Consider the following 15,182-nt stretch of genomic DNA (forward strand, 5'->3'; position numbering starts at 1 on the left):
CAGTCAGGTCTCCCTTCGGACATGAGTCCATGATCGATCTCCATTACTGGCCGACGCCCAACGGACACAAAGTCACGATTTTTCTCGAAGAGACAGGACTCGCCTATCGGATCAAACCGGTCGACATCGCCAAAGGGGACCAGTTCAAACAAGAGTTTCTCGCGATCTCTCCCAATAACCGAATGCCGGCCATTGTCGATACGGCTCCATCCGACGGCGGCGCTGCCGTCGCGCTGTTCGAATCGGGCGCGATCCTCGTCTATCTCGCCGAGAAGACCGGGCGCCTACTTCCGGCCGAGCTTCACGGCCGCGCGCGCACGCTGCAGTGGCTGTTCTGGCAGGTCGGCGGACTCGGCCCGATGGCCGGCCAAAATCACCACTTCGCCAAATATGCGCCGGCGAAAATTCCCTATGCGATCGAACGCTACCGGAACGAGACGGGTCGGCTCTACGGCGTGATGGACGGCCAGCTCGCCAAGACGCCCTATCTCGCCGGCGAATATTCGATCGCCGACATCGCCTGCTATCCCTGGATCGTTCCGCATGAGGATCAGGGGCTGGATCTGCACGATTTCCCCTATCTCAAGCGCTGGTTCGAGGCGATCCGGTCCCGGCCGGCGGTGATCCGCGCCTATGCGGCGGGCGCCCCTTACGAGCGTCGCCTCGATTTCACGGCGCTGGAGCGCGAAATACTTTTCGGCCAGACGGCCGAGCGTGGCGGCGCAAAATAGGCTATGGCTGCGCGGCCATTCGAACGAAGGACAGGCCGCATCCATGTCGAACGACCGTCAAACCGCCGCGCAAGAAACCGCCAAGGCGCTGATCGAAGTGCAAGCGGTGCTCGTGAACGTCGAGAAGCCGTTCATCACGACCGCGGGCTGGGCGTCGCCGGTCTATATCGACATGCGCCGGGTCATCGCCTTTCCGCGGCTCCGTCGTCGCCTCGTCGATTTCGCGACTCGCACGATCGAATGCGACATCGGCTATGAATCGCTCGATGTCGTCGCGGGCGGCGAGACGGCCGGCATTCCCTACGCCGCCTGGATCGCCGACAGCCTGATGTTGCCGATGCAATATGTGCGCAAAAAGCCCAAGGGCTTTGGGCGCAACGCGCGCATCGAAGGCGATGTGATGGAGGGCGGCCGCGCATTGCTCGTCGAGGATCTGGCGACCGACGGCGGCTCGAAGAAGGATTTCGTGCAGGCGCTGCGCGACTCGGGACAGCGCTGCGACCATGTTTTCGTGTTCTTCTTCTATGACATTTTCGCAGGCGCGCGCGAGGAGCTGGCGGCGCTCGGCATAAGCCTACATACGCTCGCAACCTGGCGCGACGTGCTCGCCGTCGCGCGCGCGCACAAATATTTTTCGGATCAGGCGCTCAGCGAAGTCGAAGCCTTCATCGAAGATCCCGTCGCCTGGTCGGCGGCGCATGGCGGACTCGCCAAGGCGAAGGCGTAGAGGCGCCGTTCAGCTGCAGCGGATGAATTCGCGATAGAGCCACCCGAGCCGCTTGCCGCCTGCGCTCGAGACATAAGCCCATGGCTTGCCGTGATCGTCCTTGCCGTAGCGCTGCACGACGACCGCCTGTCCGTTCTCGACGGCGCCGATGACCTTCTTGTGCTGATCGCGGATGGCGATCGAAGCGCTCGTGGCGTCCATCGCCGTGCAGCGGTCGCCGGAGAGCTCAGCGGCTCCCCAAACGGCGGCGGCGGCGGCGGCGGCCAAAGTCAGGCCGGCGAAAGGCGCAAGCTTTCCAGACATGTTAGCCCTCCCGGTTCGATTGGAAAGAATTATAGTCAAGGCTCGCTCGTCGCGAAATTGCGCCCGCGCACATGGAGCCGCTATGCATCGTTTAGTGTTTTTTCACGTCGGGGCGCGTTCTGCGCCCTATGCGCGCGCCGACGCGTCACGGCCAGGCTTCACGCGCCTCGCCCGCGTCGCCTCTGATATTCCGGAGGCGCGCACGCTCTTTCCGGAGTTCCATATAGCGCAGCATTCCCCGCGTTCGACCGGGCCTGCCGTCGACAGCGGCGTGAAAAACTGGAGCTTCGGCGCGCTTTCGGCTTTTTCGATCCTCGCTCATGGACGAAGCCAAAAACGTCCCGGAGCGCGCGGGCGCATCGTAACGCGCTGGTTCCGAAAGAAGAGCCGGGCGCCCGCGCCCGCCGCCTGATCTGAATCTCCATGCGTCCTTCTGTGCTCGATCCCTTTTTCGGTCGCATCGCCGCGCTGCCCGGCGTCGGACCGAAAACCGCCAAACTGTTCGACCGGCTCCTCGCCAGGCCTGGGACGGAAGCGCGGCTCGTCGACCTGCTGTTCCATCTTCCAGCGAACGTCATCGATCGGAGCGCGCGCCCGACGATCGCCGCCGCCCCTCTCGATACGATGGTTGTTCTGAAGGCGCGCGTCGCCGAGCATCGCCGCCCGCAAGGCCGATATTCGAAATCGCCCTATCGCGTGCTTGTCGAGGACGACACCGGCGACGTCGAACTCGTCTTCTTCCTCGCCAATTCCGACTGGATCGAACGCAGTCTGCCGCTGGGCGCGACGCGCTGGATCTCGGGACGCATCGAGCTTTATGACGGGCGCCGCCAGATCGTCCATCCGGACCGCGTGCTCGATGAAGCGGGATTTGAAAAACTCCCCGCCTTCGAGGCGGTCTACGGCCTCACCGAAGGTCTGCAGGCGCGCTACGTCCTGCGCGCGACCGAAGAAGCGCTCGCGCGCCTGCCTGGGCTGCCCGAATGGCAGGACGCGAGCGTTCTCGCCGCGAACAGGCTTCCCGGCTTCGGCGAGGCGCTGCGCGCCGCGCACCGGCCCGACAACGCCGATGCGCTCTCGCCGCAGCATCCAGCGCGCCAGCGCCTTGCGCTCGATGAGTTGCTCGCAAGCCAGCTCGCGCTGCGACTCATCCGCGCGAAGATGCGGCGTCCGCCAGGCCGCGCGCATGCGGGCGATGGCCGCTACGCCCGGGCGATCGAATCCGCCCTGCCATTTCGCCTGACGCGCGCGCAGCAGCGCACGCTTGCGGAGATTCGCGCCGACCTCGCCTCGGAAAAACGCATGTTGCGGCTTGTTCAGGGCGACGTCGGCTCCGGCAAGACGATCGTCGCGGCGCTCGCGATGGCGAGCGTGGCGGAGACCGGCCGGCAAAGCGCGCTGATGGCGCCGACCGAAATCCTCGCGCGACAGCATGCCGAGCGGCTCGCGCCATTGTTCGAGCCCGCCGGGCTGCGCGTCGCGCTGCTGACCGGCCGCGCCAAAGCGAGCGAGCGCGCCGCGCTCCACGCCGCCATTCTGTCGGGAGAGATCGACGTCGTGATCGGCACGCATGCGCTGGTGCAAAGCGATCTCGCCTTTCGCGACCTCGGTCTCGCCGTCGTCGACGAGCAGCATCGTTTCGGGGTCGAGCAGCGACTGGCGCTCGGCGCCAAGGGCGACGCCGTCGACGTTTTGGTCATGACGGCGACGCCGATCCCGCGCACGCTGGCGCTGACCGCGTTCGGCGACATGGACTGCTCTGCGCTCGACGAAAAGCCGCCCAGTCGAACGCCGGTGTCGACGCGCGCGCTTCCGGCCGATCGAATCGATGAGGTCGCCGCGGGGCTGCGGCGCGCGCTGGCGCAGGGTGCGCGCGCCTATTGGGTCTGTCCGCTCGTCGAGGAGAACGAAGAGTTGGATCTCGCGGCGGCGCAAGAGCGCCATGCCGATCTCGCAAAGCTTTTCGGAACGACGGTCGGCCTCGTTCACGGCCGCATGAAGGGGGTCGAAAAGGACGCCACGATGGCCGCGTTTCAACGCGGCGACATCAAAATTCTCGTTGCGACCACGGTCATTGAAGTCGGCGTCGACGTTCCGGAAGCGACGATCATGGTGATCGAGCACGCCGAACGCTTCGGCCTTGCGCAGCTGCATCAACTGCGCGGACGCGTCGGGCGCGGCGCCGCAAAATCCTCATGCCTGCTTCTTTACAAGGGGCCGTTGAGCGAAGCGGCGAAGGCGCGCCTGATGATCATCCGCCAGACGGAAGATGGGTTTCGCATTGCCGAGGAAGATCTCCGCCTGCGCGGCGAAGGCGAAATTCTCGGCGTGCGGCAGGCCGGTCTGCCGAGTTTCCGTCTGGCTGATCTCGCCGCCCACGCGCGACTTCTCGCCATCGCGCGCGACGACGCCGAACTGATCCTGCGCCGCGATCCCGAACTGACGAGCGACAGAGGCGAGGCGCTGCGCGTCCTGCTTTATCTTTTCGAGCGCGACGAAGCCGTTCGGCTGCTGCGCGCCGGCTGACGCGGTTCGATCGGCGTCGATTCTGGATCACATGCGCCGCGCGACCACCACGCGATTGCTGTTGACGCCCTTCACATTGTTCGCGACGCCCCAGCAATTGCTCGTCTTGGTGAAACTCTGTTCGTTGACGAGCACGCCCAACCGCTCGAACGGAAGATCGTCGAGCGCGCGCCAGACCAGCTGTTCGAGCGGAAGCGCGCCGCCCCTGACTTCGCCAACCTCATAAGCGACATGGCCGCCCGGCTTCACCACGCGCGCCAATTCCTGGAAAACTCCGCGCGTCATCAAGCGCCAGTCCTGCGGCGAGCGGAGTTGCGAAATGCCGAGGCGTTCGGGATCAACGCCAGCAAACCAGTTGCGCAGCCAATTGTCGCCGCGGTAGTCGACGACGTCGAGAAACGGCGGCGAGGTGACGACGAGATCGACCGCGGCGTCGGCGACATGCTCCAGGCGGCCGGCGTCCGTCACGGCGAGTCGCGCGTCGCTGACAGGCGGCGCGCCCTCTGCGAGCAGCGCACGCGATTTCTTGAAAATCAGCTCGGCGACGTTACGCGACGGCGGCGTTTGCGCGCGACGCGCGTTGATCTTCAGCTGCGCCTTCACGGAAACGGCCTGGTTCGGCGGCATGGTGTAGACTGAAAAGAATCCCGGCGAGTGGCCCGTCAAACGGTTGAGCGCGACCATTCGGATCCAGTCGTCGACGCCGTCGAGGCCGCCGTCATTCGCGCGCGCGAGCAGGTATCGCCGCAGGGCGCAGATCTGCCGCAGCGTCTCCGGGTGATAGAAGGCCAGCAGATCGTCGCATTCGATCTCGCCGCGCCCCCAGGGCGCAGCCGCAAGCCGCGCTTCGATCTCGCACAGCGCAGGCGGGCGCAGCCGTGGGCGAGTCAACAGCAGCGATAGCGGATTGGCGTCCGAGCCGATCGCGTTCCGCCCCATCAGCGCCGCCTGCAGCACAGTTGTGCCGCGGCCCATGAACGGATCGCAGACCGCGTCCCCCGGCTGCGTCAGCCGCTCGATGAAGAACGCCGGGAGCTGCGGCTTGAAGCAAGCGCGATAGCTGATCTCATGCAGAGGATGCCCGCGCCTTTGCGCAGAGGTCCAGAAGGCGTTGATGCAATAGGGAACGCCGTCCGTGACGATCGCGCGGGTCGGCGCGCCAAAATCCGACCGGGCAAGGTCGTGAAAAAATCCGCCGTCAGCGAGCTTCGGAGCAGCTCCCATGCCTCAGTCGCGCTGCCGGTCGGCGAGACACGGCAATGATTTGATCCGCGCGCCGGCCGCGCGGCGAGCGAGGGAAAGCTCATATTGAGTCTGCAGCTCGAGCCAATCTTCCGGCTCGACGCCAAACCAGTGTCCGAGTCGCAGGGCCGTATCGGCGGTCACCCCCCGCTGGCCGTTGATGATGGCGGTGACCCGATTGACGGGCACGTCGATGTCGCGCGCCAGATCCGACGCCGTCAGGCCGAGCTCGTGCAGGTGACGGGCAAGAATTTCGCCAGGATGCGACATCCCATTCTCCATCGACGCCAGTTTCCGGTTTGACGGCCGCGCGCGAACGCTTTGGCCGCGCACGCGCATCAACCGGCGCGCGTTCGCAGGCCCATCGCGCCGAACGCCGCTCAAAAGTCTTCTGGTGAGCTCTTCATGGTAGCGGCCCATGCTCCGCCCCCGCCGAATATCGTTTTCGTAAACCATCTTATATGGCCCGTAAACTCGGCTGGACGGCTAAGCGCTCTCGCCTTCGATCCATCTTGCGCGCGTCTCGGCGATGAACTCCACGAGACAACCGGCGGCGATCGCCGCGCGCAGGCCTCCCATCAGCTCCTGATAGTAGGCGACATTCGCCTGAGTCAGCAGCATCATCCCAAGGATTTCCCCCGCTTTCACGAGGTGATGCAGATAGGCGCGGGAATAGTCGCGCGCCGCCGGGCAGGACGATTGCGCATCGAGCGGCCGCGGGTCGTCGGCATGGCGCGCATTGCGCAACGTCACCCGGCCGTGGCGGGTGTAGGCAAGGCCATGCCGGCCGGCGCGAGTCGGCATTACGCAGTCAAACATGTCGATTCCCCGCGCGACGGCCTCGACGATGTCGTCCGGGGCGCCCACGCCCATCAGATATCGAGGCTTCGATTCGGGCAAATGCGGGGCGGTCGTCTCCAGCATGTCGAGCATCACCGCCTGAGGCTCTCCGACCGCGAGACCGCCCACGGCGATCCCGTGGAAATCCATGCGCGCCAGCGCCTTCACGCTTTCAATTCGAAGCCGCTTGGACTCCCCGCCCTGCACGATGCCGAACGCCGCCCGGCCCGGGCGCTCGCGAAAGGCCGCCCGCGAGCGCTCCGCCCAACGCAGCGACAGACGCATCGCGCGCTCCGCCTCGTCCTCCGAACACGGAAGACGCACGCATTCGTCGAGTTGCATCTGAATGTCCGAGCCCAGAAGATCCTGAATCTCCATCGAACGCTCGGGCGAAAGATGATGTCGCGAGCCGTCGATGTGCGACTGGAAGGTGACGCCGCTTTCATCGAGCTTGCGCAGCTTCGCAAGCGACATCACCTGAAAGCCGCCGGAATCGGTCAGGATCGGATAAGGCCAGCGCATGAATTCATGCAGGCCGCCGAGCCGCGCGATCCGCTCTGCGCCGGGCCGCAGCATCAGATGATAGACATTGCCCAGCAGGATGTCCGCGCCCGCGGCGCGCACGTCTTCGACGAACATCGCTTTCACGGTCGCCGCCGTGCCTACGGGCATGAATGCAGGCGTGCGTATCGTCCCGCGCGGCGTCAGAATTTCGCCCTGGCGCGCAAGGCCGTCCGTTGCGTGAACGGAGAATGAGAAAGCCTGCGTCACGTCCTGTCCTTTGCGCCGAGCGCCGCGATTTTCACGATGCGATAGAGGCCGCTGTCGCTCTCATTGAACCATACGGTGAAAACGGAGCCGACGTTCATCGTCGCTTCGCGCAGATCCGTTCGCCAGTTTTCGCCACGCCCGAAGTCGATCGTCCCGTCTCGGCGAAGGATGAACGGGCGCGCGCGCGCGTCGTCGAGCGCAAACGCGCCGAACACATCCCATGTCGAAACGATGCGCGCACCGTCAATGCGCGCGTCGATCGTCATCGGCGCTTCTCTCGGATCGTCCCGCCAGAGCGCCAGAATGCGCATGTCGCAAGGCTGGTTCATGGATCGCAACGCTGCAACAGACAGGCGTCGCCATAGGAATAGAAGCGATAACCGCTCTCAATCGCATGCGCATAGGCGGCCTTCATGCGCTCGAGCCCGGCGAACGCGGCGACGAGCATAAAGAGCGTCGAGCGCGGAAGATGAAAATTGGTGAGCAGCATATCGACGGCGCGAAACCGATAGCCGGGCGTGATGAAGATGCCAGTGCGCGCCGCATAAGGCGCAATACGCCCGTCGTCCGTCGCCGCGCTCTCGAGCACGCGCAGCGCCGTGGTCCCGACGGCGACGATCCGTCCCCCCTTCGCCCGCAAATCGTTCAGCGTCTCGGCGGTTGGCGCGTCGACCCGCGCGAATTCTTCGTGCATCTTGTGCGCATCGGTGTCTTCCGCCTTTACGGGCAGAAAGGTGCCGGCGCCGACATGAAGCGTGACGCGCTGCACGCCGACGCCCGCCGCTTGAAGCGCGGCAAGCAGTTCCGGCGTAAAATGCAGACCGGCCGTCGGCGCGGCGACGGCGCCCGCTTCTTGCGCGAAGATCGTCTGATAGTCCGTCTCGTCTTGCGGATCGGCCGAACGCTTGCCCGCGATATAAGGCGGCAGCGGCATGACGCCCGCCTGTTCTATTCCGGCGTCGAGAGCCGGTCCGCGAAGTTCGAAGACGAGCGTGATGTCGCCTTCGTCTCCTTTTGCTTCGACGCGGGCGTCGAGCGCGCCGCCGTCGCCGACGAAGCGGATGCGGTCTCCAACCGCGAGCTTCTTCGCCGGGCGCATCAGCGCCCGCCACCGGAAGGCGTCCAGCCGTTCGATCAACGTCGCTTGGACATTCGCAGCCAACTCGCCGCGCAGGCGCCGGCCGGCAAGCCGCGCGTGAATGACCCGAGAATCATTGACGACGAGCGCGTCGCCGGGCCGGAGATAGTTGGGCAGATCGCGAACGATCCTGTCCTCGAAACGCCCTTTCGACGGAACGACGAGCATGCGCGCGCTGTCGCGGGGGCTGGCCGGTCGGAGAGCGATCCTGTCTTGCGGAAGGTCGAAATCGAAGAGATCAACGCGCATGCCGAGCCTGCAAAAACCATACGCCCGGCAAGGTCAAGACGCTTTGCGCCGCCTATCCCGCGGCGGCGCCGGATTCGCCGTCGATCCGCGCCGCTCGGAATCGCTTCTAACGATGCTTCAAGAACTCTCATGCGCACGCGCCCACGGTTGCGGGCGCGCGCTCAATAGCAGGCTTGCGAACGCAGATGAGGCGATCAGCCGAGCGTCGCCTTGACGATCTTGTCAGGATCGCTTACCGGCTCGCCGCGCTTGATCTTGTCCACATTATCCATGCCCGAGACCACCTCGCCCCAGACCGTGTATTTGTTGTCGAGGAAGCGTGCGTCGTCGAAGCAGATAAAGAACTGCGAATTGGCGCTATCGGGGCTTTGTGCGCGCGCCATCGAGCAGGTGCCGCGCACATGCGGCGCGCTGTTGAATTCCGCCTTGAGGTCCGGATATTTCGATCCGCCCGTGCCGGTGCCCCTTGGGCAGCCCGTCTGCGCCATGAAGCCGTCGATCACGCGGTGAAAGACGATGCCGTCGTAGAACCCTTCCGACACAAGCTTCTTGATATGCGCGACGTGATTGGGCGCGAGGTCCGGGCGAAATTTAATGACGACCGGCCCCTTGGTCGTCTCGAGCGTCATGGTTTCGGCGGCTTCAGTCATTGGCGCTTCCTTCGATTGTCTTTGCAGCGTGACGGCTCTTGAACTCAGCTCTCGTCGCCGGCGACGCGCATCTTGATGATCTTGTCCGGATTGTCGACGATGCCGTTGTTCGACTTCGAGCCCTTCTTGATCTTGTCAACGACGTCCATGCCCGACACGACTTCGCCGAACACCGTATATTTGCCGTTGAGCTGCGGCGCGTCCGCATAGCAGATGAAGAACTGCGAATTGGCGGAATCATTATCGCCCGGCTGGCGCGCCATTCCGAGCGTGCCGCGCTTGAACGGCGTATCCGAGAACTCGGCCTTGAGGTCGAGATAGCGAGAGCCGCTCATGCCCGTGCCGGTGGGATCTCCAGCCTGCGCCATGAACCCGTCGATGACGCGATGAAACACGATGCCGTCGTAGAAATGCTCTTTGGCGAGCTTCTCGATGCGTTCGACATGCTTGGGCGCGAGATCAGGCCGCAGCTTGATGGTGACGCGACCGTCCTTGGTGTCGAGGTAGAGGGTGTGATCTTCGGCGGCGCGCGCGGGCGCGGCGCTCAGCGCGGCGACGGTTGCGGCGGCAAGTAGCAGACGGCGGGTAAGTTTCATGAAGCCTCCCTATGTATTGCCGCGCCTTTTTATGGCGCGTTCGAGCGCTGCGACGGACGCGGCCGGCGCAAAAGCCGACACGTCGCCGCCCAGCGCCGCGATCTGGCGCACGAAGGTTCCGCTGACATGGCGTAGCCCTGGCGAAGCAGGCAGGAAAATCGTGCGAATGTCGGGCGCAAGCGTCCCGTTCATGCCCGCCATCTGCATCTCATAGTCGAAATCGGCGCTGTCGCGCAAACCGCGCAAAATGGCGCAGGCGCCGTGCTGGCGCGCCGCCTCGACGACCAGGCCGTCAAAGCCGGCGACGTCGAATGCGCATGACGCGCCGACCCCGGCGCAGGCGTCGCGAATGACCGCCGCGCGTTCGTCGAAGGCGAGCCAGGGCGCCTTGCCGTGATGCACGCCGATCGCGACGACGATCCGGTCGAAGAGCGCCGCGCCCTGCGCCATCACGTCGAGATGGCCGAAGGTCAATGGGTCGAAAGTCCCGGGATAAAGCGCCGTCCGCGGGGTCGTTATGGAAGTGGCCGACATGGCAGGGGTATAGGTGATTTTTCGCCGCTTCGCGAATTGGCTGGTCGGACCCGCGAAACCGCGCATCGCCGCCGCGACGGCCGTCGGCCCCCGATCGCGCCGGCTTGCCGCCTTTCGACGGCCTCCCCTACTCCCAGGTTGCGCCGAGCGCTACAATAGCATTGGCGCATCCGGCGTAGAGGGCCGGACGCCTTCGAAGGAGACTCCAGGATGGGACTTTTGGATTTTCTGACCGGCAAGAACAAGCAGCCGCCCGCGCCTGCGCCCGACGCCCCCAAGTCATTGGCCGAGGAGATCGCAAAAGCGGACGAGCCCCCGGCGACCGGCGGCTCGGCTGCGTCTGAAGCCTTTTATGTGGTGAAGGAAGGCGACACGCTTTGGAAAATCGCGGAAGCGCATTACGGCGCCGGCAAGGGCGCAAAATACATGGCGATCTTCGAGGCCAATCGGCCGTTGCTGACCGACCCTGACAAGATCCAGCCCGGCCAGCGTCTGCGCATTCCCGAGGCGACCGCCCATGTCGCCGCCGGCGAGTGGAAACCGCCGAGCGAAATCGCCGGCAAGCAAACCTAACGACCGCTTCGGTCGTCGGGAGCGGATGTCGGCCAGGCAGGGTCAGGCCGTGGCCAGATCAGACCTTCGTCGCTTCGAAGGGCGGGACATTGCGCGCAAATTTTTCGAGCCAGTCGACGAGGCGCGGGCGGGTTTCGCGCCACGCGCCATCGAAACGCAGATCGAGATAGCCGAGCGCGCAGGCGACGGCGATCTGGCCGATGTCGACCGACCCGGCCGGCGGCGCGGCGTCGAGCGTGTCGAGCGCACGGTCGATCTTGCCTTGCTGAAGCGCGATCGCCTCGCCGTAGCGCAAGGACTCGGGGCGCGTGAAGGTTTCGTAGCGGATCAACAATGTGGCGTCGTTGACGCCGTCGCCGAGGGCCTGCAGGCGCAACGCCGCGAAGCGCGCCGACGGATCGGCTGGAATGATCCGCCCGCCGCCGGCCAGATGGTCGAGATATTCGGCGATGACCCGGCTGTCGTAGAGCGACGCGCCGTCCTCCAAAACCAGAGTCGGGATTTTGCCGAGCGGATTCTGACGACGAAGGCTGTCGGCCGGGTCCGACGCATCGGCGGCGAGGATTTCGATCCGTTCCGTCAGCCCGAGCAAATCGGCTGCGATTCTGATCTTTCTGGCGTAGGGCGAGGCGGGGGAGTAGCGAAGAACGAGCATCGGGCGTTTCCTATCATCGGCGTCGCCGATCAACAACGCCGCGCGTCGCCTCGGCCTAGGCATGTTGTCCGGCGCGACGTCATGCGTCCGCGCCGCGCAGACTTATTCGCTGACGAGCCACGCGATCCGGTAGCCACCGCCTTCGCCCTGCGCCATTCGCCGAGCGAGAAACGGCAGGAGCGTTCGCGCTTCTTCCTCGAATGTGAACGGGGGGTTGACCACCGCCAGTCCCGACATGCGCAAACCTGTTCCGTCTCCCCCGACGCCGAGCGAAAGACTCAAGATGCGTCTTATGCCGCTGGCGCTCAGCCGGTCATGAAATCTGCCAACGTCGCTCTCGTTCTTCGACGGATGCCAGATCGCGTAAATCCCCGAGCTCCATTTCGCATAGGCTTTCGCGAAGGCGTCGAAAGCGGCGTCGAACTCGTCTTCACGTTCGAAAGGCGGATCGATCAGAACGAGCCCGCGCCGCTCCTTGGGCGGGACATATGCGCCGAGGCCGGTGTAGCCGTCGAGATGAACGGTCTTGATGCGCGCGTCGCGCGCGAAGCGGCGTCGCAGCGCCGCAAAAGCGTCGGGCCGCAGCTCACAGAAAATCGCGCGGTCCTGAGAGCGCATTAGTTTCTGCGCGATGACCGGCGAGCCTGGATAAAGCGCGGGCCTCCCTTCCTCATCGAGCGGCCCCAAACAGTCGATATATGGCGCAAGCAACGCGCGAACTTCCGCGCTCGCCCCGGAAAGATCGGCGAGGCGTCCGACCCCGCCGCGCCATTCGAGCGTGCGTTCCGCCTCCTCCGCCGCAAGATCATAGGCGCCCTCTCCCGCATGCGTGTCGATCACGCGAAACGGCGTCTCCTTGCGCTTGAGATAGAGCAGCAGCCGCGCCAACAGCGCATGTTTGAAGACGTCGGCGAAGTTGCCGGCGTGAAAGCCGTGGCGATAGTTCATCGGAGCTAAAGAGGCGCGGGCGCGCTGATTTCCCGAACGTGGCAGCCGCGCTGCGTAATCTCGGGACAGGCGCGAAACTCGCGCAGGTCCTTGGAGAGGCAAATCCGCACGCCGTCCATGACGCCCCGCCGGCACGACACCGCCATCATGCCCGGCCGCAGCCTTGGATTGGCTTCGTAGAATGCGCGTTCGACGTCGATCGGCGTGAAGGTCTGGTCGCGCACGGGTTTGACGAACAGCGGCGGGATCGTGACGGCGGCATGGGCGCGCGCGACGTCGGCAAAATAGTCGCTCGGGCTTTTTCCGCTGCAGACTCCGTGCTTGCGCCACTCGTAGCGGGCAAGCCGTTCGTCAGGAAACAGGCCAGCCGCCTTTTCCAGCGCCACGCGCGACGGCGCGCGCGCCCCGGCGCATTCGCTGGGAAAGCCCTTTTCATATTGCGGCCACAGTCCATGGACGACGAAGCCGAGCCCCTTGCCCGGCTCGCATTGGTCGCGCGCGCCCTCGACGCTTTCGCAAAAGCCCGGCGACCAGCTGAGCGCCAATACGTAGAAGTCGAAATCGCGCGTCGCGGTCGCGCCTGTCCGCGCCGCCGCCCGTTCGGCGCACCCTTCGCCTGCACAGTCAGCGTCATTCGCCCTGGCGGCTGAAAATCCAGCAAGTGAAACGGCGCCGACGAAAAGGACCCCCACGGCGCAACGCGCCAATGCTCTCTTCATAGGAAAAACTCTACAAAATGGAGCGCTAGGGTCCTGCAGCGCGACACATGGGGCTGAAGGCGTGATTGCGGTCCAGTCCCACAACGCACCATGTCACGCCCGGTCCAGCGCCGATAAAACCCAAGCCTTCTCCGATATTGTAAACAACTTCGCGGCTGACGCCATCGTTGAAAAGCGCCAATGCGCGACAGTAGCGGCGGGGAATATAGCTCAGGCCATTGTTGCGGACGCCGTATTCCCGGACCCGGTCAAACGCCGTGATGACCAGCGGAGAGTTCCAGTACCAGGCCTCTCTGGCGGCGAAATCCTTGACGATCTGATCCAGAATCGTCGGATCGACGCAATAGGGCGTGAGCCCGGAATAAGGCAGAATGCGAAATTCCGCCGGAGGATTTTCCTCGCGCGCCGGCTGCGCGAGCGCGGCGGCCCCGCCCAGCGCAAAAAGCGCGATCGCGGCGGTTCGCACGCAAACGCCGCCCATTCCACGATTAAGGCGCCGCATCTCGCATCTCCAAATTCTGCTCAGTTACCGCGATTGACGCCAAAAGGATGGCGCGCGTCAAGGCGCTGATCGGAACTATTAAGTCAAGAATCGCAAGCAGGATGCCAAGCCGCCCCGGGCGCGCTATAATGCGCCCATGTTCATGAGCAGGCAAACCACACGCCGAATTGTGGCGCTCGTTCTTGGCGCCTTGTTGACGGCGACCGCGCCGGACCTGTCGTTCGCGCAGGATCCGTTTACCGAATTTTTTGGCGGGCTGTTCGGCGAGGGCCATCAGCACCGTGGCGGGGGGGCTCGTCGCGAGCAGCGGGTGCGACGAATCATGCCGCACAGGGAAAATCGCGGGCCGACCTATTGGCACAGCCAATCCGAAAAATCGCGGCGCGCTGCGAAACGTAGCTCCGAAAGCACGACGACAGACCAGTCTCAGGCAGCCGCCACGACGGAGCCGACGTTCTTTGTCGCGACGGTCGGCGATACGCTGGGCCTGCTCCTCGCCAACGGCCTGAAGGATGGGTTCTCGGACCGCCCGGACGTCGCCATCCTTAAGCAGGGCAAGGAAAGCAGCGGCCTTGTGCGCGACGACTTCTACGATTGGCCGAAGGCCGCGAAAGAGATCGCGGGCGGCGCGCAAAAGATCAATGTCGCCGTCGTGATGCTTGGAAGCAACGACCGTCAGGCCATCCAACAAGGCGGAGAAACCGTCGAACCGCTGTCGCCGCGCTGGCGAGAGCTTTACGCCGCGCGAGTCGACGCGGTGATCGACGCTTTCAGGGAAAAAAATATTCCCGTCATTTGGGTCGGTCTGCCCGTGATGAAGAACGAGCGACTATCCGCCGATATGGCGCAACTCAACGAGATCTTTAAGGAGCGCGCGGCCCAGGCCAACATCCCCTATGTCGACCTCTGGGAAGCGATGACCGACGAACATGGGCAATACAGCGCGTTCGGGCCGGACATCAACGGCCAGATCGTCAAGCTGCGCTCTGCGGACGGCGTGCACTTCACCGAGGCCGGCGCGCGCAGCGTCGCGCATTTCGTCGAAGGCGAAATCAAGAAATATTACGACGCCTATCGTCAGCAGGCGCCCGTCGCTGACGCGCCGGCGGCGCCAGCGCCCGCCGCGGGAGGCGCGGCGCCGTCCGAACAGCCGGTGGCGGCGGCCCCTGCGGATGGACAGCCGATCATATTCCGCTCGCCCGTCGCCGGCCCCTCCGCGGCGCCGACCCTGCCGGAACGGCCCGCGATCGGCCCGACGCAGCAACTGACGGGCGCCAGCGGAACGGCGACGGAGCTTGCGCGACGCAGCGTTGCCGGGAAGCAGCCCGCATCCGGGACGCCCGAACAGGCGCTCGTGCGACATGTGTTCATCGAGGGCGGAGATCAAAATCCGCGCAACAATCGCGCCGACGACTACAGCTGGCGACCGCCCGCAAACGCCGCTTCACAGCCGCGCTAACGATTTGTGCGCTGGCGCA

General features: G+C 64.8%; 18 protein-coding genes and 1 pseudogene. 6 read left to right on the top strand and 13 right to left on the bottom strand.

Annotated elements, in window-relative coordinates:
* Window positions 1-29 precede the first annotated feature (29 nt).
* Both AB7F41_RS01265 and AB7F41_RS01270 read left to right on the top strand, forming a co-directional pair.
* The gene (locus AB7F41_RS01265) at window positions 30-731 is read left to right on the top strand and encodes a glutathione S-transferase N-terminal domain-containing protein (protein ID WP_428383604.1); all 702 of its coding nucleotides are present in this window, start codon (window positions 30-32) and stop codon (window positions 729-731) included.
* Between the two features lie 43 nt (window positions 732-774).
* Window positions 775-1,458, top strand: coding sequence for an orotate phosphoribosyltransferase (locus AB7F41_RS01270; RefSeq protein ID WP_428383602.1), 684 nt, complete (start codon window positions 775-777; stop codon window positions 1,456-1,458).
* A 9-nt stretch (window positions 1,459-1,467) separates the two neighbouring features.
* On the opposite strand, the gene AB7F41_RS01275 is transcribed toward AB7F41_RS01270, so the two are convergent.
* Complete coding sequence (locus AB7F41_RS01275; protein WP_428383600.1) at window positions 1,468-1,761, bottom strand: peptide-binding protein; 294 nt, start codon at window positions 1,759-1,761, stop codon at window positions 1,468-1,470.
* Window positions 1,762-1,843: 82 nt separating this feature from the next.
* Here AB7F41_RS01275 and AB7F41_RS01280 point away from each other — a divergent pair, with 82 nt between their 5' ends.
* Window positions 1,844-2,173, top strand: coding sequence for a hypothetical protein (locus tag AB7F41_RS01280; protein WP_428383598.1), 330 nt, complete (start codon window positions 1,844-1,846; stop codon window positions 2,171-2,173).
* 11 nt (window positions 2,174-2,184) lie between these two features.
* Window positions 2,185-4,287 (top strand): ATP-dependent DNA helicase RecG, encoded by a 2,103-nt coding sequence (recG, locus tag AB7F41_RS01285; RefSeq protein WP_428383596.1) that lies wholly within the window; start codon window positions 2,185-2,187, stop codon window positions 4,285-4,287.
* A 27-nt stretch (window positions 4,288-4,314) separates the two neighbouring features.
* Here recG and AB7F41_RS01290 read toward each other — a convergent pair whose 3' ends face one another.
* The 8 genes from AB7F41_RS01290 to coaD form a co-directional block, all read right to left on the bottom strand.
* Window positions 4,315-5,511: a DNA methyltransferase gene (locus tag AB7F41_RS01290; RefSeq protein WP_428383594.1), complete on the bottom strand. Its 1,197-nt coding sequence runs from the start codon at window positions 5,509-5,511 to the stop codon at window positions 4,315-4,317.
* 3 nt (window positions 5,512-5,514) lie between these two features.
* Window positions 5,515-5,799 (bottom strand): HigA family addiction module antitoxin, encoded by a 285-nt coding sequence (locus AB7F41_RS01295; protein ID WP_428383592.1) that lies wholly within the window; start codon window positions 5,797-5,799, stop codon window positions 5,515-5,517.
* 216 nt (window positions 5,800-6,015) lie between these two features.
* Window positions 6,016-7,140, bottom strand: a complete 1,125-nt coding sequence (gene tgt / locus AB7F41_RS01300; protein WP_428383590.1) for a tRNA guanosine(34) transglycosylase Tgt — start codon at window positions 7,138-7,140, stop codon at window positions 6,016-6,018.
* On the bottom strand, window positions 7,137-7,469 hold the full coding sequence (locus AB7F41_RS01305) for a hypothetical protein (protein ID WP_428383588.1): 333 nt from the start codon (window positions 7,467-7,469) through the stop codon (window positions 7,137-7,139). The genes tgt and AB7F41_RS01305 overlap by 4 nt, the downstream gene beginning before the upstream one ends.
* Entirely contained in the window at window positions 7,466-8,527 is a 1,062-nt protein-coding gene (gene queA / locus AB7F41_RS01310) for a tRNA preQ1(34) S-adenosylmethionine ribosyltransferase-isomerase QueA (RefSeq protein WP_428383586.1), read from the bottom strand. Before queA ends, AB7F41_RS01305 begins: the two co-directional genes overlap by 4 nt.
* Before the next feature lie 194 nt (window positions 8,528-8,721).
* Complete coding sequence (locus tag AB7F41_RS01315; protein WP_428383584.1) at window positions 8,722-9,177, bottom strand: peptidylprolyl isomerase; 456 nt, start codon at window positions 9,175-9,177, stop codon at window positions 8,722-8,724.
* Between the two features lie 44 nt (window positions 9,178-9,221).
* Entirely contained in the window at window positions 9,222-9,773 is a 552-nt protein-coding gene (locus AB7F41_RS01320; RefSeq protein ID WP_428383582.1) for a peptidylprolyl isomerase, read from the bottom strand.
* A gap of 9 nt (window positions 9,774-9,782) precedes the next feature.
* Complete coding sequence (coaD, locus tag AB7F41_RS01325) at window positions 9,783-10,307, bottom strand: pantetheine-phosphate adenylyltransferase (RefSeq protein WP_428383672.1); 525 nt, start codon at window positions 10,305-10,307, stop codon at window positions 9,783-9,785.
* Window positions 10,308-10,652: 345 nt separating this feature from the next.
* Between coaD and AB7F41_RS01330 the strand changes: the two are divergent.
* Window positions 10,653-10,880: pseudogene (locus AB7F41_RS01330) on the top strand (LysM peptidoglycan-binding domain-containing protein); the annotation flags it as partial.
* A 58-nt stretch (window positions 10,881-10,938) separates the two neighbouring features.
* Here AB7F41_RS01330 and AB7F41_RS01335 read toward each other — a convergent pair.
* The 4 genes from AB7F41_RS01335 to AB7F41_RS01350 form a co-directional block, all read right to left on the bottom strand.
* Window positions 10,939-11,535 (bottom strand): glutathione S-transferase, encoded by a 597-nt coding sequence (locus AB7F41_RS01335; RefSeq protein ID WP_428383580.1) that lies wholly within the window; start codon window positions 11,533-11,535, stop codon window positions 10,939-10,941.
* Window positions 11,536-11,637: 102 nt separating this feature from the next.
* The gene (locus AB7F41_RS01340; RefSeq protein WP_428383578.1) at window positions 11,638-12,483 is read right to left on the bottom strand and encodes a 23S rRNA (adenine(2030)-N(6))-methyltransferase RlmJ; all 846 of its coding nucleotides are present in this window, start codon (window positions 12,481-12,483) and stop codon (window positions 11,638-11,640) included.
* A 5-nt stretch (window positions 12,484-12,488) separates the two neighbouring features.
* Window positions 12,489-13,202, bottom strand: coding sequence for a ribonuclease T2 family protein (locus AB7F41_RS01345; protein ID WP_428383576.1), 714 nt, complete (start codon window positions 13,200-13,202; stop codon window positions 12,489-12,491).
* Between the two features lie 25 nt (window positions 13,203-13,227).
* The gene (locus tag AB7F41_RS01350; protein ID WP_428383574.1) at window positions 13,228-13,704 is read right to left on the bottom strand and encodes a hypothetical protein; all 477 of its coding nucleotides are present in this window, start codon (window positions 13,702-13,704) and stop codon (window positions 13,228-13,230) included.
* A gap of 142 nt (window positions 13,705-13,846) precedes the next feature.
* Here AB7F41_RS01350 and AB7F41_RS01355 point away from each other — a divergent pair, with 142 nt between their 5' ends.
* Entirely contained in the window at window positions 13,847-15,163 is a 1,317-nt protein-coding gene (locus AB7F41_RS01355) for an SGNH/GDSL hydrolase family protein (RefSeq protein ID WP_428383572.1), read from the top strand.
* Window positions 15,164-15,182 lie beyond the last annotated feature (19 nt).

Source organism: Methylocystis sp. (assembly GCF_050251305.1).
Lineage (GTDB): Bacteria > Pseudomonadota > Alphaproteobacteria > Rhizobiales > Beijerinckiaceae > Methylocystis.